General features: G+C 61.5%; 19 protein-coding genes and 2 tRNA genes. 6 read left to right on the top strand and 15 right to left on the bottom strand.

Going from position 1 to position 23,006, the window contains the following annotated elements; genetic code table 11:
• Window positions 1-168: 168 nt before the first annotated feature.
• On the top strand, window positions 169-741 hold the full coding sequence (locus B5F19_RS04565; protein WP_087288428.1) for a uracil-DNA glycosylase: 573 nt from the start codon (window positions 169-171) through the stop codon (window positions 739-741).
• A 21-nt stretch (window positions 742-762) separates the two neighbouring features.
• The gene (locus B5F19_RS17420; RefSeq protein WP_162612516.1) at window positions 763-912 is read left to right on the top strand and encodes a hypothetical protein; all 150 of its coding nucleotides are present in this window, start codon (window positions 763-765) and stop codon (window positions 910-912) included.
• A 41-nt stretch (window positions 913-953) separates the two neighbouring features.
• On the opposite strand, the gene B5F19_RS04560 is transcribed toward B5F19_RS17420, so the two are convergent.
• From B5F19_RS04560 to rlmB, 14 genes are all read right to left on the bottom strand, one after another.
• Window positions 954-1,724: a hypothetical protein gene (locus tag B5F19_RS04560; protein WP_087288427.1), complete on the bottom strand. Its 771-nt coding sequence runs from the start codon at window positions 1,722-1,724 to the stop codon at window positions 954-956.
• Between the two features lie 214 nt (window positions 1,725-1,938).
• Window positions 1,939-3,165 (bottom strand): aspartate kinase, encoded by a 1,227-nt coding sequence (locus tag B5F19_RS04555; protein ID WP_087288425.1) that lies wholly within the window; start codon window positions 3,163-3,165, stop codon window positions 1,939-1,941.
• Window positions 3,166-3,257: 92 nt separating this feature from the next.
• Window positions 3,258-4,466 (bottom strand): homoserine dehydrogenase, encoded by a 1,209-nt coding sequence (locus B5F19_RS04550; protein WP_087288424.1) that lies wholly within the window; start codon window positions 4,464-4,466, stop codon window positions 3,258-3,260.
• 30 nt (window positions 4,467-4,496) lie between these two features.
• On the bottom strand, window positions 4,497-4,937 hold the full coding sequence (locus B5F19_RS04545; RefSeq protein WP_087288422.1) for an ACT domain-containing protein: 441 nt from the start codon (window positions 4,935-4,937) through the stop codon (window positions 4,497-4,499).
• A gap of 231 nt (window positions 4,938-5,168) precedes the next feature.
• Window positions 5,169-7,904, bottom strand: coding sequence for a transglycosylase domain-containing protein (locus tag B5F19_RS04540; RefSeq protein WP_162612515.1), 2,736 nt, complete (start codon window positions 7,902-7,904; stop codon window positions 5,169-5,171).
• A gap of 255 nt (window positions 7,905-8,159) precedes the next feature.
• Window positions 8,160-9,365 (bottom strand): dicarboxylate/amino acid:cation symporter, encoded by a 1,206-nt coding sequence (locus tag B5F19_RS04535; protein ID WP_087288504.1) that lies wholly within the window; start codon window positions 9,363-9,365, stop codon window positions 8,160-8,162.
• Window positions 9,366-9,553: 188 nt separating this feature from the next.
• Window positions 9,554-10,498, bottom strand: a complete 945-nt coding sequence (gene prmA, locus B5F19_RS04530) for a 50S ribosomal protein L11 methyltransferase (RefSeq protein WP_087288419.1) — start codon at window positions 10,496-10,498, stop codon at window positions 9,554-9,556.
• Window positions 10,499-10,568: 70 nt separating this feature from the next.
• Entirely contained in the window at window positions 10,569-11,441 is an 873-nt protein-coding gene (locus B5F19_RS04525; RefSeq protein ID WP_087288417.1) for a DegV family protein, read from the bottom strand.
• A gap of 26 nt (window positions 11,442-11,467) precedes the next feature.
• Window positions 11,468-12,001, bottom strand: coding sequence for a DUF1836 domain-containing protein (locus tag B5F19_RS04520; RefSeq protein WP_087288416.1), 534 nt, complete (start codon window positions 11,999-12,001; stop codon window positions 11,468-11,470).
• 95 nt (window positions 12,002-12,096) lie between these two features.
• Complete coding sequence (locus B5F19_RS04515; RefSeq protein ID WP_087288414.1) at window positions 12,097-13,023, bottom strand: putative ABC transporter permease; 927 nt, start codon at window positions 13,021-13,023, stop codon at window positions 12,097-12,099.
• Window positions 13,024-13,041: 18 nt separating this feature from the next.
• Window positions 13,042-13,287 (bottom strand): hypothetical protein, encoded by a 246-nt coding sequence (locus B5F19_RS04510; protein WP_087288412.1) that lies wholly within the window; start codon window positions 13,285-13,287, stop codon window positions 13,042-13,044.
• Window positions 13,288-13,310: 23 nt separating this feature from the next.
• Window positions 13,311-13,832 (bottom strand): GNAT family N-acetyltransferase, encoded by a 522-nt coding sequence (locus tag B5F19_RS04505; RefSeq protein WP_087288410.1) that lies wholly within the window; start codon window positions 13,830-13,832, stop codon window positions 13,311-13,313.
• Window positions 13,833-13,895: 63 nt separating this feature from the next.
• Entirely contained in the window at window positions 13,896-16,121 is a 2,226-nt protein-coding gene (locus B5F19_RS04500) for a hypothetical protein (protein ID WP_242972696.1), read from the bottom strand.
• Window positions 16,122-16,249: 128 nt separating this feature from the next.
• Window positions 16,250-17,035, bottom strand: coding sequence for a 23S rRNA (guanosine(2251)-2'-O)-methyltransferase RlmB (rlmB, locus tag B5F19_RS04495; RefSeq protein ID WP_087288408.1), 786 nt, complete (start codon window positions 17,033-17,035; stop codon window positions 16,250-16,252).
• A 436-nt stretch (window positions 17,036-17,471) separates the two neighbouring features.
• Here rlmB and leuS point away from each other — a divergent pair, with 436 nt between their 5' ends.
• The 3 genes from leuS (at window position 17,472) to B5F19_RS04480 (ending at window position 20,474) form a co-directional block, all read left to right on the top strand.
• Window positions 17,472-19,895: a leucine--tRNA ligase gene (gene leuS / locus B5F19_RS04490; protein WP_087288406.1), complete on the top strand. Its 2,424-nt coding sequence runs from the start codon at window positions 17,472-17,474 to the stop codon at window positions 19,893-19,895.
• A gap of 152 nt (window positions 19,896-20,047) precedes the next feature.
• Window positions 20,048-20,230: a 30S ribosomal protein S21 gene (gene rpsU / locus B5F19_RS04485; RefSeq protein WP_008981822.1), complete on the top strand. Its 183-nt coding sequence runs from the start codon at window positions 20,048-20,050 to the stop codon at window positions 20,228-20,230.
• Between the two features lie 168 nt (window positions 20,231-20,398).
• A tRNA-Ala gene (locus B5F19_RS04480) sits at window positions 20,399-20,474 on the top strand.
• Between the two features lie 852 nt (window positions 20,475-21,326).
• Here the strand turns inward: B5F19_RS04480 and B5F19_RS04475 are convergent.
• Window positions 21,327-21,403 (bottom strand) — tRNA-Pro (locus tag B5F19_RS04475).
• Window positions 21,404-21,733: 330 nt separating this feature from the next.
• Between B5F19_RS04475 and B5F19_RS04470 the strand changes: the two genes are divergently transcribed.
• Window positions 21,734-22,879, top strand: coding sequence for an aldo/keto reductase (locus tag B5F19_RS04470; protein ID WP_087288405.1), 1,146 nt, complete (start codon window positions 21,734-21,736; stop codon window positions 22,877-22,879).
• Window positions 22,880-23,006 lie beyond the last annotated feature (127 nt).

The following is a 23,006-nucleotide window of genomic DNA, read 5'->3' as shown; positions in this document are numbered from 1 at the left end:
CTGTTTTTTCAATCTCTTCAGACAGAATTGTGCTGAATCGCCCTCCCCGCTACTATATGTTGTGTTTTGTGGTTTTTGACGCGCCGTTCTTTCTCCCCCCGCCCGATTGCACACTCCGCCCAGGTATGCTACACTAGCCTTATCTGATCTGTGAGAGGAGTCGCCGCCATGCTGGATTGGGAAGAATTGGAGAGACAGTGCCTGTCCTGTCAAAAGTGCGGACTGGCAGAGACACGCCATCATGTGGTATTCGGCACCGGTCCTCGGGACGCGGAGGTCATGTGCATCGGAGAGGGACCGGGCGAGCACGAGGACCTGCAGGGGCTCCCCTTTGTGGGCCGGGGCGGCCAGCTGCTGGACGAGATGCTGGAGCTCATCGACCTGAGCCGGGACAAGAACGTGTACATCGCCAACATGGTCAAATGCCGTCCTCCTCACAACCGCGACCCGCTGAACACCGAGCAGGACGCCTGTATCGGCTACCTGCGCAACCAGGTGGCCCTGATCCGCCCCAAGATCATCATCTGCCTGGGGCGCATCTCCGCCATCCGGCTCATCAAACCCGACTTCAAAATCACCAAGGAGCACGGCCAGTGGTTTGAGAAGTCCGGGGTCCACATGACCGCCCTGTTCCATCCGGCGGCCATCCTTCGGGACCCCTCCCGCCGTCCGGATACCTTTGTGGACCTGAAAGGCATCCAGGCCAAGATCCGGGAGGTATGTACCCACACCTACCGGTGAATTAAGAATGAAGAATTAAGAATGAAGAATTGTTATGGGCTTCCAAAGGACTGTACGGGGCATTTTATTGCGGAGCAGTTCAAAAAATCGGCGAAAAGAAAAAAGCTGCCGGCAACCGAAGGAAATTCGGTTGCCGGCGGCTTTTATGCAGAAATTATTGCTCGTTTTTAACATCAAAACTGCCCGTTCAAGGCAATTCTTAATTCTCCGAATTACATCATCTTCACGGTGTAATACACCAGCAGGGCAAACAGCCAGGCCACCATGGCGAACAGCAGATAGTAAGACACCGCGCCGCCCAGGGCGATGGCCGCCGCAATGGCCGCCAGACTTACCACGCAGCTGGCAAACATCAGTCCGTAGCCGGCGTCCGGGGGCAGCACCCGCTTGATCCCCTCTTTGACAATGAGGCGGCCCTGATGAGACTTCATCCAGAACATGGCGGCGGCCAGAATCACAATCACTCCGATGGCCAAAATTGTATAAAAACTTGCCGCTCCCGCGTGCCGCACAAACCACAGGCCCAGCACACCCGCGCCGCTCACCAGAGCGGCCAGGAAAAACTCCCGCTGATAGAGGTAGTACACCAGCGCCAAGGCCGCCCAGGCAGGCACCAGCCAGAACAGCATCCGCACCCCTGCGTCCTGGAAGTGTATGATAACATGGGAGCAGACCAGCAGCACCCCGGAGGCGGCTGTCAGCGTCAACGGAAGCCCCGCTTTCCGGCCCTTGCTCAGGCGCAGGGCCACCCATATCACGCAGGCGATCAAAGCCGCCAGGCTCGCCCATCTCAGAACCCTCAGACCGGCATTGAAGGCCAAAGCCAGATTGATGGATTCCGCAGTGGTCCGGTAGTTGATATAGTAGCGGTCCACAAGCACCAAAAAAAATTCCAGGACAATCGCCGCTCCAACCCAGATCAGAGCTCGATTCAGGTCCTGATCCTCCTGACGCCGGCGTGCCTCTTTCTCATTATAATTCATGTGCCTTGATTCTCCTCTTATTGTTCCGGGGCCCAAAGCCCCGCTTCTCATTTCGGTCAGGCAAACTGCACTTATCTACGATCCAGTCGGTTTATTATTGTACCAGAACTCAGAAATTTTTGCAACACAAAAAAAGGAAAAAGCAGGATGGCGGGAAAAGCCGGGAGAAATCTCCCGGCTTTTCCCCATTTTACACAAAAATCACTTCTCCGCTTCAGTTGTTCCCACCAAACTCAGAGAAGAATTTGTCATGGACCGCCTGGACCGCCCGGTCGGCGTCCCGCTCATCCACCAGGACGGACACCTTGATCTCGCTGGTGGAAATCATGTTGATATTGATGCCGGCGCTGGACAGGGCCTCAAACATGCGGCTGGCCACGCCGAAGTTGTTCACCATGCCGGCCCCCACGATGGACACCTTGGCCACCTGGGCGTTCATCTCAATGGCCTTGAAGCCGATGTACTCCTGGTTCTCCTCCAGGATCTTCTTGGCCTCCTCCGCGTCGCCGCGGGCCACGGTGAAACTGATGTCCTTGGTCTCCTCGCGGCCGATGGACTGCAGGATGATGTCCACATTGATCTTCTTCTTGGCCAGCAGGGAGAAAATTTTAAAGGCGGTGCCGGGCTCGTCAGCCAGGCCGATGAGGGCCAGCCGGGCCACGTTCTTATCCTTCGCCACACCGCTTACATGGGTCTTTTCCATGGTCTTGACAACCTCCTTGACTTTTGTACCGGGATTTCCCGTGAAGCTGGAGAGGACCTCCAGATTGACATTGTAGCGCTTGGCCATCTCCACCGAGCGGTTGTGGAGCACCTGGGCGCCCAGGCTGGCCAGTTCCAGCATCTCGTCGAAGGTGATCTCCTCCAGCTTGCGGGCCCCCTTCACAGAGCGGGGGTCGGCGGTGTATACGCCGTCCACGTCGGTGTAGATCTGGCACAGATCGGCATGGAGGGCCGCCGCCAGGGCCACCGCCGAGGTGTCCGAGCCGCCCCGGCCCAGGGTGGTGATGTCGCCGTACTTGTTGACGCCCTGGAACCCGGCCACCAGCACGATCTTGTTCTTGTCCAGCTCGGTCTGGATGCGCTCGGTCTGGATGCGCTTGATGCGGGCGTTGCTGTAAGCGGAATCGGTGTTCATGCCCGCCTGCCAGCCGGTGAGGGAGACCACCTGATAGCCCATCCCCTCAATGGTCATGGCGCACAGGGCGATGGAGATCTGCTCGCCGGTGGACAGGAGCATATCCATCTCCCGCTTGGAGGCGTTGGGATTGAGCTCCTGGGCCTTGGCGATCAGGTCGTCGGTGGTGTCCCCCTGGGCGGAGAGCACCACCACCACGCTGTTGCCCTTCTTATAGGTCTCGGTGATGATCCGGGCCACGTTGCGCACGCGGTCCGCGTTGGCGACAGAGCTGCCGCCGAATTTCTGTACAATCAATGCCATATATTGTTTCCCTCCAACGGTTTGTCAAAACGCAGGTCTGCTCTCTATCCTATGCAGACCAGGGCCCCCCGGGCAAATAGCCGCCCCGCGGCTTACAGCACGCGGAACCGGGAGCCCACCTCCATGCCCGCCAGGCGGTCCATCAGCTGGGGCTCCGTCATGGGGGCGGTGAGGAAGGCGGCCTCTCCGGCGGGAGCGCCGGCGCGGGCCAGGGGCTGAATCTCCCCGCAGGCCAGCCGGGCCTGATCCATGGTGGTCTGGGCCCGGACGTACCACCGGGAGGTGAGGCCGTCGGGGGACACCACCAGGTCGGGGGCGCCGGGGCCCCACTGGTTGTGGTGGTCCCGCTTGGTGTCCTTGGCGATGTCGATGACGTCGGCCACCACGGCGGAGGCGGTGGGCAGCTTGCCCGCGCCCCGGCCGTAGAACATCACGTCGCCCACCGCGTTGCCGGTGACGGCGATGGCGTTGAACACGTCCTCCACCCCGGCCAGGGGGTTCTCACAGGAGACCAGGTGGGGAGCCACAAAGGCGCACACCTTGCCCTCCGGCTCCCGGATGGCGCGGCCCAGCAGCTTGATCTTATAGCCGCAGGAGTCGGCGTAGGCCACGTCGGCCAGGGTCACCCCCCGGATGCCCTGGGTGGGCACCTGGTCGGGGTACACGTGCTGGCCGAAGGCCAGGGCGGCCAGAATGCAGATCTTCCGGCAGGCGTCGTGGCCGTCCACGTCGGCGGTGGGGTCCTGCTCGGCGTAGCCGTTGGCCTGGGCCTCCTTCAAAGCCTGGTCGAAGGACAGACCCGCCTTGATCATCCGGGTGAGGATGTAGTTGGTGGTGCCGTTCAAAATGCCGGTGATCTGGTCCAGCTCATTGGCGGCCAGGCAGGCGGTGAGGGGGCGCAGGATGGGGATGCCCCCGCCCACGCTGGCCTCAAACAGATAGCTGACCCCGTGCTCCTTGGCCAGCTGGAGCAGGTCATAGCCGTGGGTGGCCACCAGCTCCTTGTTGGAGGACACCACGCTCTTGCCCGCCTTCAGAGCCCGCTGGGTGAAGTCCAGGGCCACCTTGGCCCCGCCGATGGTCTCCACCACCACGTCCACCTCGGGGTCGTTCTCGATGACGGAGAAGTCCTTCACAAACAGGTCCTTGTAGGGGCTGTCCGGGAAGTCCCGCACATCCAGGATATATTTCAGGCGGACCAGGCCGTCCACCCGCTGGTCAATGACCGCGCTGTTCCGGGTGAGCACGTCCGCCACGCCGGAGCCCACGGTGCCAAAGCCTAAAATCGCTACGTTTACCATTCCAAATCACCTCAATGTATCCGCTTTCCGTTATCCCGCCAAAATCTCGCACCGGAGCACGCCGGGGCTGGAGGCGGCCGCCTCCAGCATCTCCTCCAGGGTGCGGCGCAGGGCGGAGGTCTCCGCCGTAATGGTGACCACCGCGCAGCCGTTGGTGGGGATATTCTGGTTGATGGTCAGAATATTGACCCCGGTCCCGGCAAAGACGTTGAGCAGGCCGGAGAGAATCCCCGGCTCATCCCGCAGCATGGTCTGAAAGGTGACGATCCGCCCATGGAGCATGTCGTTGAAGGGGCGCACCGCATCCTTATATTTATAAAAGGCGCTGCGGCTGATCCCTACCGCCCGGGCCGCGCCGTTCACTGTGGTCTCCTCGCCGGTCTCCAGCAGACGCTTGGCTTCGGCCACCTTCCGGAAGATCTCCGGCATGGCGGATGCCTCCACAATGAAATATCCCGCCGACTGACTCATGGGTGTCCCTCCATCCTGTGCCGACCTCTGTCCGCGTATCACGGGCATTTGTAGTTGCACTGTGGTCTATTTTAGCACACCCCCCGGGGGGATGCAACGAAAAACCGCGAACGGACCGTAGATTTTCCGCAGCCACAGAGGGCGCATTTTGTCGTATTTGCCCAATTCTCCCAGAGAGAACAGCGGGCGGAGAGAACCCGAAGTTCTCTCCGCCCCTTTGATTCCATTTGCTCAATAGCCATAGGGCCGGCCGGTCTCCGGATTGATGGCCACGCCGCCCTCGCTGCCGTTCCCCATCGGGTCCGTGGTGCCGGAGGAGCTGGACCCGGGCGTCCCGGGATCGTCCGTGCCCGGCTGGCTGGAACTGCCGGAGGAATCTCCTCCGGGATCGCCGGTCCCCGGCTCATCCCCGGAACCGCCGGGGTCGGCGTTGGGGTCCTCCACCCCATTGGGGTCGTCGGGGTCGATGATCTGGCCGCCCTCGCCGTGGACGGTGCACTGCTCGGTGCCTGCCGCCGCCACATAGGCGGAGTAGAAATACTGGCTGTCCTCGGCCACCGCGCCGCCCACGCTCTCCCGTTCCAGGTTCAGATAGCTGTAAGTGCGGATGCTGACCTCGGGACAGTTGGGGCCGGCCAGGTGATAGTAGCCGGTGAACTCCCCGTTGGCGTCCAGAACCGGGTCGTCCACGCACACCCGGACCATGGAGTTGGAGCCCTCCTCCAGGGAGTGGCAGGTACACACCGTGGAGGGCCGGTCCTCGGCAAACACATACGCGGTGGCCACCCGGCTGCCCCGGGGATCGCTCTGGCAGGCGGTGGTGGCCTCTCCGCCGCAGTCCAGGCAGTAGGACACCTGGGTCAGGCCGCTGGGCTGGGTGAAATCGGCGTTGGACAGCTCGGCGTGGATCGGGGCCATCACCTTCTGGAACATCTGGGCCGCCGGGTTGCCGGAGGCCTGGACACGGGCGGGCGTCTCATAGCCCACCCACACCGCGGCGGTGTAGTAGGGGGTGTAGCCCACAAACCAGCGGTTGTCCTTGGTGTCGGTGGTACCGGTTTTGCCGGCCACCGTCATGCCGCTGATCCGGGCCTCATAGCCGCCTCCGCTGCTGACCACGTTGGTGAGCATATAGTTCATATAGTAGGCGGTGGTGTTCTTGATGGCCTGCTCCTCCTCCCGGGTGTTGTCCAGGAGCACATTGCCGTCGGCGTCCTCCACCCGGGTGAAGGTGCGGGCCTCCCGGTACACGCCGTCGTTGGGGAAGGTGGCAAAGGCGGTGGCCATATCCCGGGTGCTGACGCCCAGGGACAGGCCGCCCAGGGACAGGGGGGCGATGGCGATGTCGCTGACCGTCTGGCCGCTGATGGTCTGCTCGCTGATCAGGGGCAGGTGGAACCGCTGGGTCCCGTACTCAAAGCCCTTGGCGGGGGTCACCAGATCGGCCAGCACCCGCACCGCCACGGTGTTGAAGGAGTCCTCCACCGCCGCGTTGACGGTGACCTGTCCCCGGTAGCGCCCGTCCACGTTCACCGGCCAGGCGCTTCCGCCCAGCACCTGATAGGGGTAGTCCGGGATCACCGTGATGGGGCTGATCAGCCCCATATCCACGGCGGGGGCGTACACGGTCAGGGGCTTGATGGAGGAGCCGGGCTGGCGCTGGGCGTCGGTAGCCAGGTTGAAGCCCCGGTTGAGCTCCTTCTCCCCGATGCGGCCCACGATGGCGGCAACGTCTCCCGTCTCGTTGTCAATGATGGTGATGGCGGACTGGAGCCGCTGGCCGCTGGAGGAGTGGTAGTTCAGATTGGACTCGTCCTCGTAGATAGCCTCCGCCTGGGCCTGGACATCCGGGTCAATGCAGGTGTAGATCCGCAGGCCGCCCTTGGAGAGCATCAAGCTGACCACCTGGTCCGAGTAGTCATACTCCTCCTTCAGGGCCTCCCACACATCGGAGATCACCGCCTCCTCGTACCAGGAGTAGATCTCTCCGGTCTTCGTGGAATCATCTTCGGTCTCGCCGGCGTTGACGCCCACAAAGTGAAGCTCCTCGGCCACCGCCTGGTCGTGCTCCTCCTGGGTGATATAGCCCTGGTCCAGCATCTCGTGGAGGATCAGCTCCTGGCGGTACTTGTTCCACTGCACCGCGGTCCACATCTCCCCCTCGCTGTTGGCCACCCGGGCCAGGGAGTAGGGGCCGTACTGGGAGGGGTTGTTGGTGATGCCGATGAGGCTGGCGCACTCGGCCAGGGACAGCTCCGACACGGACTTTCCAAAGTACTTCTCCGCCGCGGCGCCCACACCCTCGCAGCCGGCGCCCAGGGGGATGATATTCAGGTAATACAGCAGGACGGTATCCTTGCCGTAGGTCTCGTCCACATACATGGCCCGGAAGATCTCGGTGACCTTCCGCTTCACCGTCACATCGTTTTCATTGGTGAGGTTTTTGATGAGCTGCTGGGTGATGGTGGAGCCGCCCTGGATATCCCCGCCGGTGAACATGCTCACCACCGCCTGGGCAGTGCGCCACCAGTCCACGCCGTGGTGGGTGTAGAACCGGCGGTCCTCGATGGCCACCGCCGCGTCCTTCAGATCCTGGGGGATCTCCTCAAAATCCACCCACTCAGAGCTGGTGTCGCTGAGGACCTGGCCCAGCTCCTGATACTGCCCGCTGTCATCCTGGTAGTACATGATGCTGTTCTCGTTGAGGGTGAAGTCGTTCATGTCCATCTGGGCCAGCGGCAGGATGTTGTTGCGGATGTAGACCGCCGCGAAGCAGCACATTATGGCCCCCGTGGTGACGGCCACCAGCAGAATGGTACCGATCACCCACAGAGCCGTGCGCCCCGGGCTCCGCTTCCCGCGCTTTTTGCTCCGGCGGGGCTCAGAGGAGCGGCGGCCGGAACTGCTGCGGCTGCGGGGCCGGGATTCGTCCTGGGACGAATAGGAAGAATAATTTCGTTCAGACACAGGATTTACCTCCGAACATAGGGAGCGCCGGAGACCGGACGCTCCCAGGGTCATAGCGTTTTCGTTCGTCAAGGAATCTTGCCGCTGGATGGCTCCCGCGGCAAAAAATCTCCATATATTATACCATATTCTGCCCATTTGTCCATCCCGTGATTTTTCTCACTTTTTTCTCCCTTTTCCTGAAAATATGCCGAAATCCGTAAAAAAAGCGCGCCTCCCGCTCTCATTGTGCGGAAGGCGCGCCTTTTGTCTCTGTTACAGGAGGTCGGGGGTCTCCACCTCTTCGATGCCGTGCTTTCTGGCGTAGCCGGTGAGCATCAGGGTCAGCGCCCCGTCGCCGGTGATGTTGCAGGCGGTGCCGAAGCTGTCCTGAAGGGCGAAAATGGTCATCATCAGGCCGGTGCCCGTGTTGTCAAAGCCCAGCACGCTGGTGATGAGGCCCAGGGAAGCCATGACGGTGCCCCCTGGCACGCCGGGCGCGCCCACGGCGAACACCCCCAGCAGGAAGCAGAACAGGACCATCGTGCCCAGAGAGGGCAGCTCCCCATAGAGCACCTTGGACACGGTCATCACAAAGAACACCTCGGTGAGCACCGAGCCGCACAGGTGGATGTTGGCGAACAGGGGAATCCCGAAGTCCACCATGTCGTGGCGCAGCACCTTGGACTTGTGGGCGCACCGCAGGGCCACCGCCAGCGTGGCGGCGGAGGACATGGTGCCCACGGCGGTGATATAGGCGGGGCCGTAGTGCCGCACCACCTCCAGGGGATTGGAGCCGGAGTAGAGGCCGGCCGCCCCGTACAGCACCGCCATCCAGATATAGTGGCCCACCATCACAATGAGAATCACAATGAGGAAGACGGGCAGCTGTCTGGTGATGGAGCCCTCATAGGCCAGGCCGCAGAAGGTGCCGGCAATGAAGAAGGGAAGGATGGGGATGACCACCCGCACCACCATATCCAGCACTACCCTCTGGAACTCCTCCAGCACCTTGGTGATGACCTCCGCCTTGGCCCAGGTGGCCGCCAGGCCCACCAGCACCGAGAATACCAGGGCGGACATCACCGACATGATGGGGGCGATCTCCAGGTTGAAGAGCAGCTCGGGCAGCTCGTTGAGTCCCTCCGCCGCCGACTGGATGGACAGGGCGGGGATGATGGCAAAGCCCGCCGACATGGACAGCAGGGCGGCCAGCACCGACGAGCCGTAGGCCAGAATCAGGGCCAGCAGCAGCATCCGGGACGCGTTCTGCTTCAGCCGGGTGATGGACGGGGCGATAAAGCCAATGATGATCAGGGGCACGCAGAAGTTGATGATGGAGCCCAGCAGCTCCTTGATGGTCAGAACCACCTGCATGACTTGAGGCCCAAAGGAAACTCCTCCGGCCCACAGTCCCAGCGCGATGCCCACCACAACGCCCACCAGCAGACGGAAGGGCAGGCTTTTGACAATACTTTTCATATACACACTCCATTTCCCCAGGTTTCCGCCCAGCGGGCGGCACACACCGCTTCGGCCTCCCATTCTATGCCGAAACACAGGCTGATTGTACCATATTTCCCAGCTTGTCACAAGGCGAAACCCGTCTTTTTCCGAAAAAGGCGGCCCGCCGCCGGAACGCGGAGGGCCGCCAAACCGAACCTTTTCGATTACGCCAGCACAGCTTCCAGGGCCGCCCAGCCGTTTTTCTCCCGCTTTCTGGTCACCTTCAGGCCGTTCCGGGCCAGGGCGTCGGCCACCTCCTGGGCCCTGGGCGCGATGATGCCGGAGCACAGAAACACTCCGTCCCGGGAGAGCACCTGGGGCACCCAGGCGGACAGGGGGATGATCACGTCGGCCACGATGTTGGCCAGCACCAGGGGGTACTTCTCCCCGCCCAGCTCCGCCTCCAGCTTCCGGTCGGTGAGGATGTCCCCCGCCCGGACGGCGTACCGGTCCTTTCCGATGCCGTTGAGGGCGGCGTTCTCATAGGCCACGTCCACGGCCTTGGGGTCGATGTCCACCGCGGCGGCGTATCCCGCCCCCAGGCACAGGGCGGCGATGGAGAGGATGCCGCTGCCGCAGCCCAGGTCCAGCACCCGGTCCCCGGGACGGGTGTGCTCCTCCACCCCCTCCAGGCACAGCTGGGTAGAGGCGTGAGAGCCGGTCCCAAAGGTGAGGCCGGGGTTCAGATAGAGGGGCACCCGGCCCTCGGGCACCGGCTTGTCCTTCTCCCACTCCGGGACCACGTAGAGCCGCTCCCCGATGGTCAGCGGCTTATAGTACTTCTGCCAGCTGTATGCCCAGTCGTTCTCCGACAGGGGGGCGGTGGTGTACTCACAGTCCAGCCCCTGGGTGTACCGGGCCAGCTGCTCCCGTCCGTGGCCGTCGTCGGTGACATAGAATTTCACCCGGCAGACCCCGGCCATCCGGTCCAGCAGCTCCTGGTCCACATAGTCCCAGTACTGGCGGTTCTGCTCCAGAAACTGCTTGAAATCCCCCTCGTCCTCAATGACCACCGAGGCCATGCCCGCCGCGGTGAGCTTGGCGGTCACCTCGTCCAGCCGCTCCGGGGTGGTGTTCACCGCCACCTCCAGCCATTTTACGTCCTCCATGTTTCAAACCTCCAAACTAAATAAGAGGCCGGGGCAGTCCAAGACGCTCCGGCCTATATGATTTTTCCGCTTACCGCTCGGTCCCCAGGTAAAACAGGGCCAGGGTCCCCGGCCCCGAGTGGGCTCCGATCACCGGCCCCACATAGTTGATGCGGATATCCTGGGTCCCAAAGCGCTCCCGCACCATATCCGCCACCGCCACCGCGTCCTTGCGGCAGTCCCCGTGGCTGATAAAGACCGTCTTTTTTCCCTCTTCGGTCACGGTTTTCTCCATCTTGTCCACCAGGGCCTTCAGGGACGCCTGACGGCCCCGTGCCTTGCCGATGTTAATGAGACGTCCCTCGTTGTCCACGTGGAGGACGGGCTTGATCTGGAGCATGGAGCCCACCACGGCGGTGGTGGCGGAGATCCGGCCGCCCCGCTTCAAAAAGTGCAGGTCGTCCACGGTGAACTGGTGGCACAGGTGCAGCTTGGTGCTCTCCGCCCAGTCCCGCACCTCCTCGATGCTCCTGCCCTTCCGCTGCTCCTGAACCGCCAGATAGACCAGCAGCCCCTGGCCCAGAGAGGCGCACAGGGTGTCCACCGTATAGATCTTCCGGTCGGGATATTTCTCCCGCAGCTCCTCCGCCGCCAGGACCGAGGCCTGATAGGTGCTGGACAGGCCGGAGGAGAAGGCCAGGATCAGAACGTCCTTTTTCTCCTGAAGGATCGGCTCTACCGCCTGGGTGTACTCGGCCACATTGACCGCGGAGGTGGTGGCCAGTTCCCCCGCCCGAAGCATGTCGTAGAACAGGGGCAGGTCCATCTCCCGGTTATCCGGATAATTTCGGTAGACTTTTCCCTGAATGGTAAAGCTCAGAGGCAGAACCGTCACGCCCAGTTCCTGAACCATCTCCTGGCTCAGGTCAGCGGAAGAATCTGTCATCAGCACAAACTCAGACATGGAAACAACCTCCTGTTGATCCGCGTTTATTTTTTGGCTTTCTTGGGGTGTTCCTCCCCCGAGGGCTGGAGAATGTCCAGAATGCGGGCGCAGGCCAGCTGGTCGGCGTAGCTGCGCAGGGCCAGGTCCAGGGCCATGCGGGCCAGATCCTCCCGGCCGGCGTCCGCGTCAATGGCGGCGGCGGTATCGCTGAGGGCCTGATCCAAAGCGCCGCAGAAATATTGATAGAGCTCCTCCGGCGTCTTGTTCCGCTCCTCCGCCGCCCGCAGCAGGATGCCGATGTCCCGCACAGAGAGCACCTTCTTCAGGGCGCACACCGCCGTGAGGTAGCCCAGGTGGATGGGCCCGTACCGCTTGCCCGCCGCCCGGGGCACCAGGCCGTCCTTGATGTAGTTGTTCACCATGGCGGAGGTGAGGGCCTCCCGGTCGTCAAAGCGGATCAGCTGCCGGGGCATATAGGCGATGATCTGATCCATATACAGGGCAATATCGGGCAGCTCGTGCCACTGGGCGGGGCGCTCATGCTCCATGCGCTCCTTCAGGTCCATCAGTTCGTTCATCCGGGCGTTCTCCTCCCTCGCTTCTCATTAACTCTATGCTACCACGGGGTGATAGAAAATGCAAATATGATTTTCAATACCACGCCCCAGCATGTTCACCGCTTCTCCAGCCAGCGGCGCAGACGCTCCAGCGTCCTTCGGTGGTCCAGGGACCGCATCCGGGGGAAGGCGGCCAGCAGGCGCTTCTGGCCGAAGATGTACCGGCCCCGGGCCTCCTCAAGCCGGCTGCGCAGCTCGTCCAGATCCCGCTCCCGCTCCTCCAGCCACTCCGCCTGGTCCATGCGCAGCTGGAACCGCCTCTGGGCCAGGGAGTCCTTTACCTCGTCCATCCCCTCCAGCAGCTCCCGGCGCCGGCGCTCCGCGGCCTCCCGCAGCTGGTCCAGGCCGTCCTCGAAGTCCTCCCGCAGGTCGTCCCCCGCCTCCGCCGCGTCGATCACCCGGACGGCCAGGTGCCCGCCCAGCTCGTTGGACACCTCCCGGAGCCGTTCGGCCAGCTCGTCCAGCTGGCTCAGCTGCTTGTTCATCCGGGCGATAGTGCGCACCGTGGCCGCCAGGTCCACCGCCATCACGGCGGCAAACACCGCCAGCAGCCCCCATCCCGCCAGGTGCGGCAGCGCCCGGATGCCCCACACAACGGCGGGGTGGAGGATTTTCACCACAAACAGGCAGGCCGCCCCCCACATCAGGGAGAAGCGCAGGCAGATATATCCCCCGATATTCAAGGGCTCGTCGGAGTAATCCCACCACCGCTGGTGGAACAGCTTCTCCAGCACCAGGCCGGTGATCCACTCCAGCGCGGAGGTGAGAACCACGGAACCCAAAAACAGCAGCAGGATATGTTCCGCCAGAGGCTCCAGCACCCAGAGCACAATGATCACCCCGAAGCCGTAAATGGGACACACCGGGCCGTTGAGAAAGCCCCGGTTCACAAACCTGCCCGTACGCAGGGCGGCATAGCCCACCTCCGTGCACCAGCCCAGGAAGGCATAGACAAAAAAGATCCAAAGGGTCAGATAGAGCATGGAAAACCTCCGGGCTACTTAGGGCTCACTCGCCTTATCCTTGGCCTCCCCATGTTCCGCGCCGGGTTCCCTGCGCGCCCGCTCCATGCTGGAGAATTTGGCGAGGATCAAAACGCCGAAGATGGAAACCACCACAATCAGATAGACCAGCAGACTATAAATGGAATTGACAAAACGCACCCCGCAAATGGGGAGTGGAACGAGCACCGAAAAAATGATACCGCCCACTCCGATCAGCAGTCCCGTCACAACCGCTTCTGTCACGCCAAACACGCCTCCTATCCTGCTCAGAGCTGCTTCTCGTAGCAGTTGAGCACCTCGTGGATAAACCCCTGGAAGAAAAACTCGGTGGCCCCGGCCAGGCGATAGCCCAGGCGGGGGTACATGGTGTTGGCGGGGAAATTTCCCTCATAGGTGTCCAGGCGGACCGCCTTTTTCCCCTGGCGGCGGAGCTCCTCCTCACAGAAGGCCACAAACTCCCGGGCCTTTCCCCGCCCTGACCAGCTGGGCCGGATGACCAGGGTGTGGATCACCCCCACCTCCGAGGGCTGGGCGGGGATGGACCAGGGGATGGCGTCGTACTCGGGCAGCTGCTCCCCGTTCAGGTTGACGCAGCCGTATACCGCTCCGTCCTCCTCCCCCACCCACAGGGTGCCCGCCTCCAGGGCGGCCTCTGCCGTATCCCGGGTGGGGTACTTTCCCCGCTGCCAGTTGGTGTAGGACGCCGGGCGGGCGTCCTCGGCGGCCAGAATCTCCTCATAGATCTCCGCAATGGCGTCCAAATCGGAGGGATTTGCAAGTCGGATCATAGACAGGCGCTCCTTTCCAGATTATGCTGCGCAGCGTCTTGCAGCGGTCTGCGGGCCGAAAGCTCAATATCTGGGCACCCAGCTGGTCAAAAACCACACCGGCGCCACCCAGAACAGCAGGAAAACCAACAGATTCAGGGGGGACAGGGAGCCGTAGGCGTCCACCGCCGTCAGGTAGTAGGCCAGCAGGAGTCCCAGGGCGGAACCCACGCAGGTGAGCGCCGCCCCGAACCGGGCGCACCACCGCAGGCGCTTGGCCCCCACCACCGCGTCGGCATAGGGCAGCAGCCCCTCCCGGCACAGGACCGCGGTGATGGTCTCGCTGTGGGGCTGGTCCGGGTCGGACAGCTCCCGGCGGCGCTCCACCGGCGGAAAGTCCATCTTGTCCGCCGCCAGCTTGAAGCGCTGATGAAGCATGGAGGGGATGAGATTGAAGTCCCGGGTGGCCAGCACCGGCCCCACCTTCTCCCGCATGAGGGAGTCCAGGGCGGGGAACACCACGTCGGGCAGGGTGTAGTTCAGGGCAAAGATGCCCGCCAGCTCCCCGTCGATGGCGCAGAACACCGCGTTCTTTACATGGAGGCCCTGGGGGAGGCGCACCTCCATCAGGTTCATAAAGGCGGCGGAACCCACCAGCACCTGCTCTCCCCGGATATTGGCGGACAGACCTCCCCCCTCATAACAGCACAGGTCGTCCGCCCGGCGAAAAATGGCCCCCTGGGCCCGAAGCAGGTCGTGAAACAATTTGGTCAGGCCGCTGCCGGAGTCCCGGATCAGCGTGGCGGTACACCCCACCACCTTCTCAATGGACCAGTCTCCAAAGACCTTGATGCCGTTGAGCTCCACATAGCCGGGCGGGAACAGGTCCCCGTCGGTGATGAGCACCCGGTCCCCCTTCCGGGACTGGGCCATCCCCGGCCAGCCGGCCAGGGCCCCTCCGCTCTGGGCCAGGCGGCGGGCCACCTTGTGAAAGGGGCGGCCGTAGACCAGCGCCCCGCCGAAGGCGGCGGCGGCGGTGAAGGTGGCGGACAGGCACCACAGCAGGTGCTGCGGCTTGCCCACCCCATAGGAGGCCAGCAGGGAGAGCAGCACGCAGGCGAGCAGAAGGACCGGGCATACCACCCGGTAGATCCGCTGGGCTCCGTCGTCCATCTGGATCTGGCTGCCGAAGCCGTTGGGGGTTCCGGTCCACTTGCAGTAAGTGTCCCGGCCATTCCATTTCCCCTCATCCAAGGTTAGGATGTAGGGCTCGGACACCGAGGCCGCCGTGCGGCAGCTCAGGCGCAGGCCGCACTTTTTATGGTACGTCCCGTGGAGCAGGAAAAACAGCCCCGCCAAAACGGCGGCCGAGTAGGGCAGCTGTCCCTCCCGGTCCTGGGTGACGGCCAGAACCAGGGCGTCGGCCAGGGTAAAGATTCCGGACAGGGCGGCCAGGGTGTCCATCCCCACCCGTCCCCGGAACATCCGGGCAATCCCGGCAGCCAACACGTCCAGGGACAGCAGAATCCCCGCCCCCAGCAGTCCCGCGGCAATCCAAACCTGCACCTGGTAGCCGTCCAGAGGGGGCAGCCACACAAATCCGGCGGCGGGTACCGCCAGCTGAAACAGGGCGGCGGCGGCCAGCAGAAAGACCAGCACGACCCGCAGGCGCATGACCTTCAGCCCCTTGCCGTACTGTCGGGCCAGCTCCTGGGGCGCGGTATCCGGGGGCGGCGGCTCCGGCCTGCGGGGGCGGCGAAAGCGGCCGGGGGACTCCTCGGGCTCGTCCTCCTCCACATCGGTGCCGGGGATCAGCTTCTCCAGGCGGTGGATCTCCTCCTGATCCATCTCCTCCGACTCCTGGAACATGTGGTCCGCGTAGTGGTCCGCCTTTCGGGTGACGTCCTTTAAAAAGGCGGACAGGACGCTCTCCTCCTCCGGGAACTCCACCACCCGGTCGTTGGGCTCCTCGTCCTCCCCCTCCTGGTCCTCTGCGTCCTCTCCGGATTCCGGCTCTCTGTCCTCCTCCGGCTCCCGGGCGTTCTCTTTTTCCGCCGCCTGGGGCGGCTCCGGCACAGGAGCAGAGCGGGCGCCGGGAAACAGCACCACGTTGTCTTTTTCCGTCCTCTGAGGCTGGCTTCGGCTTTCGATCCTCCGGGGAACCGCCTCAGGCTCCGGCTCCCGCTTCACTCCGTACTCCGCCAGAATGTCGTCCAGTGTGAAGGGGCCCGGCTCCGCATCCCGGACCAGCTCCTTCACATCCACCAGATCGTCCTTCTTATTCAGTTGTTCCGGATCGCGGTCACGCATGGGGAACTCCTTAGGTGCTGTCAATTTTCCTGCGGAACCGGGGCGAACCGCTCCGCAGATATCTCCGCTCTGCAATATCGATTGAAAAAGCTACTATTTGTATTGTCTCTGTGGGGCTGAGACCCCCATCAGCCGCTCATTCTCTGGCGCACCGCCTCATAGAGCAGAACGGCGGCGGCCGCCGAAGCGTTCAGGGAGTTGATCTTCCCGAACATGGGAATGGAGACGGTAAAGTCGCAGTTCTCCGCCACCAGCCGCCCCATGCCGGTCCCCTCGCTGCCGATGACGATGGCGGCAGGCCCCTTCAGATCGGCCTGATAGAGGGGGGTGGTGCCGTCGGCGGCGGTGCCGAACACCCAGACTCCCTCCTCCTTCAGCTCCTTGAGCAGGGCGGGCAGGTTGGGCACCCGGGCCACGGGCACGTGGGCCACCGCTCCGGCAGAGGTCTTGCCCACCACGGCGGTGAGGCCGGCGGAGCGGCGCTTGGGGATGATGACCCCGTGGGCCCCGGCGGCGTCGGCGGTGCGGATCACCGCCCCCAGGTTGTGGGGGTCGCTGAGCTCGTCACACACCACGATAAGGGGATTCTCCCCCTTCTCCCGGGCGGCGTTCAGAATATCGTCCACACTGGCGTACTCCCGCACGGCGGCCAGGGCGATAACTCCCTGGTGGGAGTGGGTGCGGCTCATACCGTCCAGCTTCCGCCGGTCGGCGTCCACCACCACGATCCCCTTCTCCCGGGCGGCGGAGGCAATATGGCCCAGGGCGGAGTCCGTCTCCCCCTTCATAATATAGATCTTATCAATGGCCGTGCCAGCCCGCAGCGCCTCGATCACTGCGTTGCGGCCCTCGATCACACCGTCGTTCTCCGCCTCAACAGGGGCGGAACGGCGCAGAGGGGGGCGCTTATTCATAGGACATAACCTCCTGAATCCGTGTTGACGGAAAAAGATGCAATACGGAGTATACTATAACATACTTCCCTCTGAAATGGAAGGAGGAAATTCTATCAGACGATCTATCCAGAACTGCGGATTCAGGTGGATGTAATGGCGGTTCCCCGCCGCGGCGCCCCAGACCCGGAGTTGTGTCCGTACCAGTACGCCGCCATTGACGAGTTCACACATCTGAACTTTCTGGCCGTCTACCCGAAACAGTCCACCTATCCCTCTGCCGGCTTTCTTCGAATGAATTCGCTGCCCAATATGTTTGACAAACCCATACGGCGGCAAAACTCCCCTTTTGCGCCGGAACCTCTTGCAATCCAGCCCGTATCCAGGTATAATATTACGGATTATAAGAGGTATCCCCGCCCTGTGCGGAAAGAACGACCAGAAAGTGTGATGGATTTTGAAGTACGATTTTACCGCCATCGAACAGAAATGGCAGAACAAGTGGCGGGAGGAGAAAACCTTCGCCTGCCGCACCGGTGACACGGATAAGAAGAAATTCTACGCCCTGGTGGAGTTCCCCTACCCCTCCGGCCAGGGCCTCCATGTGGGACACGCCCGGCCCTACACCGCCATGGACGTGGTGGCCCGGAAGCGCCGCATGGACGGGTACAATGTGCTCTTCCCCATCGGCTTTGACGCCTTTGGTCTGCCCACCGAGAACTACGCCATCAAGAACCACATCCACCCCGCCAAGGTGACCCACGACAACATCGCCAACTTCACCAAGCAGCTGCACATGCTGGGCTACTCCTTCGACTGGGACCGGGTGGTGGACACCACCGACCCCAAGTATTACAAGTGGACCCAGTGGATCTTCCTGCAGCTGTACAAGCACGGCCTGGCCTATAAGACCACCATGCCCGTGAACTGGTGCACCTCCTGCAAGTGCGTGCTGGCCAACGAGGAGGTTGTGGAGGGCGTGTGCGAGCGCTGCGGCTCCCCCGTCATCCGCAAGGAGAAGTCCCAGTGGATGCTGAAGATCACCGAGTACGCCCAGCGCCTCATCGACGACCTGGACGGCCTGGACTTCATCGAGCGGGTGAAGATCCAGCAGAAAAACTGGATCGGCCGCTCCACCGGCGCCGAGGTCACCTTTAAAGCCACTACCGGCGACGACATCGTGGTGTATACCACCCGGCCGGACACTCTGTTCGGCGCCACCTATATGGTCCTCTCTCCCGAGCACGAGCTCATCCGCAAGTGGATGCCCCTGCTGAAAAACGCGGACGACGTCCAGGCCTATCAGAAAGAGGCCGCCTCCAAGTCCGACCTGGAGCGCACCGAGCTGAACAAGGAGAAGACCGGTGTGTGCCTGGACGGTGTGAAGGGCGTTAACCCGGTGAACGGCAAGGAGATCCCCATTTTCATCTCCGATTACGTGCTGGCCACCTACGGCACCGGCGCCATTATGGCCGTGCCCGCCCACGACGACCGTGACTGGGAGTTCGCCAAGAAGTTCGGCTGTGAGATCATCGAGGTGGTCTCTGGCGGCGAGGACGTGCAGAAGGCCGCCTTCACCGCCAAGGACGAGACCGGCATTCTGGTCAACTCCGACTTCCTCAACGGCATGACCGTGAAGGAGGCCATCCCCGCCATCACCAAGTGGCTGGAGGAGAAGGGCATTGGCCACGCCAAGGTGAACTACAAGCTGCGTGACTGGGTGTTCTCCCGTCAGCGCTACTGGGGCGAGCCCATCCCCATGGTGTACTGTGAGAAGTGCGGCTGGCAGCCCCTGCCCGAGGACCAGCTGCCCCTGCTCCTGCCCGAGGTGGAGAGCTATGAGCCCACCGACGACGGCGAGTCCCCCCTGAGCAAGATGACCGACTGGGTGAACACCACCTGCCCCTGCTGCGGCGGGCCCGCCAAGCGGGAGACCGACACCATGCCCCAGTGGGCGGGCTCCAGCTGGTATTTCCTGCGCTATATGGACCCCCACAACGACAAGGCCCTGGCCAGCAAGGAGGCCCTGGAGTACTGGTCCCCGGTGGACTGGTACAACGGCGGCATGGAGCACACCACCCTCCATCTGCTGTACAGCCGGTTCTGGCACAAGTTCCTGTACGACATCGGCGTGGTGCCCACCAAGGAGCCCTATCAGAAGCGCACCAGCCACGGCATGATCCTGGGCGAGGGCGGCGAGAAGATGTCCAAGTCCCGGGGCAACGTGGTCAACCCCAATGACGTGATCGAGGCCTACGGCGCGGACACCATGCGCACCTATATCATGTTCATCGGCGACTTCGAGAAGGCCGCCGCCTGGTCGGACAACGCGGTGAAGGGCTGCAAGCGCTTCCTGGACCGGGTCTGGAACCTGGCCACCGAGCAGGAGCACACCGGGGACGAGTACTCCCAGGTGAACGAGGTGGCTGTCCACCGGGCCATCAAGAAGGTGTCCGAGGACATCGAGGCCATGAAGTTCAACACCGCCATCGCCACCCTGATGGCCCTGGTCAATGACTTCTACGCCAACGGCGCCAGCCGGGGCGACATGAAGGCCCTGCTGCTGATGCTCTCCCCCTTCGCCCCCCACATGTGCGAGGAGCTGTGGGAGATGGCGGGCTACGGCGGACAAGTGTCCCAGCAGCCCTGGCCCGTCTACGACGAGAGCAAGACCGTCACCGCCACCACCCAGATGGCCGTCCAGGTCAGCGGCAAGGTGAAGGCCAACATCGTGGTGCCCACCGACGCCTCCGACGAGGAGATCGTAGCCGCCGCCCTGGCCGAGCCCAAGATCGTCAAGCTGGCCGAGGACAAGGTGCTGGTGAAGTCCGTCGTCGTCAAGGGCCGACTGGTCAGCCTGATTTTCAAACCCAAGGCCTGAGCGGGGCGTCTCGTTACAAAAAATTCAAATTTCCACCGGAAAGAAGAACTTGACATTTGACGGAAAGTCAAATATAATGGTTCTGTTAAAGCCATACACATGGCCCTTTCGCGGAAGGGGGATGTCCCGCCGCGCCGGAGGGAGGGAAATATATGTCGGAAGTCCGTGTAAGAGAGAACGAGTCTTTGGAGAGCGCTCTGAAGCGCTTTAAGCGCAGCTGCGCCAAGTCTGGTGTGCTGGCCGAGGTCCGTAAGCGTGAGCACTACGAGAGCCCCAGCGTCAAGCGCCGCAAGAAGTCCGAGGCTGCCCGCAAGAACCGTAAAAAGTACTATTGAGCGACGAAAACCGCTGCGGCATTGTGCCGCAGCGGTTTTTCCATGAGGGAGATGGAACGGTTAAAATAGTGCAGAAATTTTTTGAATTTTTGCTTGACAAAACAATGAGATTCTGGTAATATATTACCTGCGCTGGACAACAAAAGGTTGTGCGCAGGCAATTCAGATGGGGGTATAGCTCAGCTGGGAGAGCGCTTGAATGGCATTCAAGAGGTCAGCGGTTCGATCCCGCTTATCTCCACCAAAACAAACAGGACATCCTTTTGGATGTCCTGTTTGTTTTCGCGTTCAGCGAAAAGGTTCCGTAGTCCTGTGGAGCGACTGGACGGCGTCTTTACGATGATATTATGTATGAGCTTGATATGTTGCTTTACGAGGGGTATAATCAGTTACAATAAATGATTTGAACCGGTGATACTCATATGATCCAAAAAAATGACTGGAGATTGAGAGATCAAGGATGTTATTTGAAAGGAAAAACTCTATTTCATCGAAACTGGAGGACACGATCCCTAAAATGGGATCATGATCACTGTGAATTTTGCTGGGGAAAATTTTCAGATGCAGATGGAGACCGGCATGAGGGATAAACAACAGAGGACAACTACCATTGGATTTGCCATGCGTGTTTTAGAGATTTTGAGGCAATGTTTGATTGGGATGTAATTGAGGACATGGAATCATAATTTGGAGATATTTGTGGAATTTTGGTGTGTTGCGTATTGAAGCGCATCTCAAAGGCCCGGTTACGGGGAGGTGTAACCGATGGGGTTGGGAGCTCGGAGGAACAGCGAGCTGGAGTATAATCAGTGGAGGAATACTGCTGGGAGACAGACCTCAACGCACAAGGCGGGAACATCTATAACGGTGTTCCCGCCTTGCTATTTATAAATTCGATCACTCCACCCGCTTGGATCATGCACTCAGGCTATTGCTGTTTAGAAGGGACGGTAGACGGTAAAAAACCTATATTTTGAAACGCGAGTCATAAAATGGACATACAGAGACAAAACCACCTTACCGGTCCGCAGGGGGGACATTTGGGATGCTGAAAGCAAAAACAAAAGGCAACTGCTTTCGCAGTTGCCTTTTGTCTTGGTCCGAGTGCTGAGATTCGAACTCAGGGCCTCTTGAACCCCATTCAAGCGCGATACCAAACTTCGCCACACCCGGATTTTCTCGCCGCAGGCGTCTCACCCGAACGGCTTATATAGATTACCATAGTTTGCCCCAAAAAGCAAGTCTTTTTTTAAGTTTTTTGATGGGCTTTTGCGACAAAAAAGTCTAAATAAATCACTCTTTCTTATGCGAATTTTACGATACGGGAGAGAGGACGTGTTCAGCGCACATCCGGCACAGAGCAGATTCTTTGCCTGCCCGTGATGTGGACCTTGACCGTTCCATGGATGGTGATGGTATAATGTAGCTGACATCATTCGGAACCGATAGGCGGCTGTGCACGGCCCCCTGTCAAGCTGTTCCACCAAAAGGGAGGAGAGCGCTGTGCGATACAGAGAACTGGGAAAGACAGGGCTGAAGGTCAGTGAAATCGGCCTTGGAGCGGAGTGGCTGGAGCGCCATAATGCGGAGGAGGTTAGAGCGGTCATTGACTGCTGTGAGGCTCAGGGGATCAATATTCTGGACTGCTGGATGGCGGAGCCCAATGTGCGGTCAAATATCGGCGCTGCCATCGCCGGGAAGCGGGAGCGGTGGATCATCCAGGGGCACTTCGGCTCCACCTGGCAGGACGGGCAGTACGTCCGCACACGGGACATGGAGAAGGTCAAGCCGGCCTTTGAGGATCTGCTGTCTCGCCTGGGGACAGATTACCTCGACCTGGGCATGATCCACTTTGTGGATGAGGAGGCGGAATTTCACCGGATTATGGACGGAGCGTTTTTCGCCTATGTGAAGGAGCAGAAGGCCAGGGGCGTGATCCGCCATATCGGTCTGAGCACGCACAATCCCAAGGTTGGAGTTCTGGCGGCCCAAAGCGGAGAGATCGAGATGCTCCTGTTCAGCATCAATCCGGCGTTTGATCTGCTCCCGGCCAGCGAGGACATCAATACCTATTTTGCGCCCGACTATGAGGAGCACCTGGGAGGAATCCACCCGGACCGGGCGCGGCTCTATCAGGTATGTGAGCAGCAGGGAATTGGAGTCACGGTGATGAAGGGGTATGCGGGCGGCCGCCTGTTCTCCGCCGAGACCTCGCCGTTCGGAGTTGCGCTGACCCCTGTGCAGTGCATTCACTATGCCCTGACCCGGCCCGCCGTGGCCAGCGTGCTGGCCGGGTATGATACGCCTGAGCATGTACTGGCGGCGGTCGCCTATGAAGACGCCTCCGAGGAGGAAAAAGACTATGCCAGCACGCTGGCGGGCGCCCCCCGCCACGCTTACTCCGGCCAGTGCACCTACTGCGGCCATTGCGCGCCCTGCCCCAAGGGTATTGATATCGCCATGGTGAACAAGCTGTATGATCTTGCGGCCATGCAGGACCGGACTCCGGACTCCATCCGGGCACACTACCAGGCGCTCCCGGCAAAGGCGGAGGACTGTATTGCCTGCGGGAGCTGTGAAAAGAGATGTCCCTTTGGCGTTCCGGTTATCCAGCGGATGGAGCAGATCAAACAGCTCCATTTGATTTGATCCGCCGCGCTCATTGAACCGACGGCTCCTCAGGCTGTCAAAAAAGTCCAAGGACTTTTCCGACAGCCTGCAAAAATGCCGTTACTTTTCCGCCGCGCAGCGGCGGAAAAGTTCTCGCTGCGCTCGC

The organism is Pseudoflavonifractor sp. An184, assembly GCF_002160305.1.
Classification (GTDB): Bacteria; Bacillota; Clostridia; order Oscillospirales; family Oscillospiraceae; genus Lawsonibacter; species Lawsonibacter pullicola.
The sequence above is the reverse complement of the archived record's forward strand: the minus strand, read 5'-3'. Positions and strand labels throughout refer to the sequence as shown.